The 561-nt window shown below is 69.7% G+C and carries 2 pseudogenes; one reads left to right on the forward strand and one right to left on the reverse strand.

The features are described 5' to 3' along the window. Positions 1 to 500, forward strand: a pseudogene (gene hemC / locus A9W96_RS22180) (hydroxymethylbilane synthase); the annotation flags it as partial. Here the strand turns inward: hemC and A9W96_RS33420 are convergent. Then, positions 484 to 561 (reverse strand): annotated as a pseudogene (locus tag A9W96_RS33420) (hypothetical protein); the annotation flags it as partial. The pseudogenes hemC and A9W96_RS33420 overlap by 17 nt on opposite strands.

The following is a 561-nucleotide window of genomic DNA, read 5'->3' on the forward strand; positions in this document are numbered from 1 at the left end:
TCGCGCTGGGACACCCGGCGGAGCTGGTGACCATCACCACCGCCGGGGACCGGTCGTCGGCGCCCATCGAAGACCTCGGGGTCGGTGTGTTCACCACCGCCCTGCGCGAGGCCATGGAAGAGGGCCGTGTCGACGCCGCCGTGCACTCCCACAAGGACCTGCCCACCGCCGAGGATCCGAGGTTTGCTCTGGCGGCCATACCGGTGCGCAACGACCCGCGCGATGCGGTGGTAGCGCGCGACGGGCTGGTGCTCGCGGAGTTGCCGGCCGGTTCGCTGGTGGGCACCTCCTCGCCGCGGCGGGCCGCGCAGCTTAGAGCATTGGGTCTCGGTTTGGAAATCCGCCCCCTACGAGGCAACCTAGATACCAGGTTGAACAGGGTAAGCAGTGGTGATCTCGACGCGATCGTGGTAGCCCGGGCGGGACTGGCCCGGATCGGTCGCCTCGACGACGTCACCGAGACGCTAGAGCCGGTGCAGATGTTGCCAGCACCGGCTCAGGCACGTCGGGGTCGGTGAACACCAGGGCGGCGTTCGCCAGCACCGTGGCGGCCCGGGTCGT

It is taken from the genome of Mycobacterium sp. 1245852.3 (assembly GCF_001669335.1).
GTDB lineage: Bacteria > Actinomycetota > Actinomycetes > Mycobacteriales > Mycobacteriaceae > Mycobacterium > Mycobacterium europaeum_A.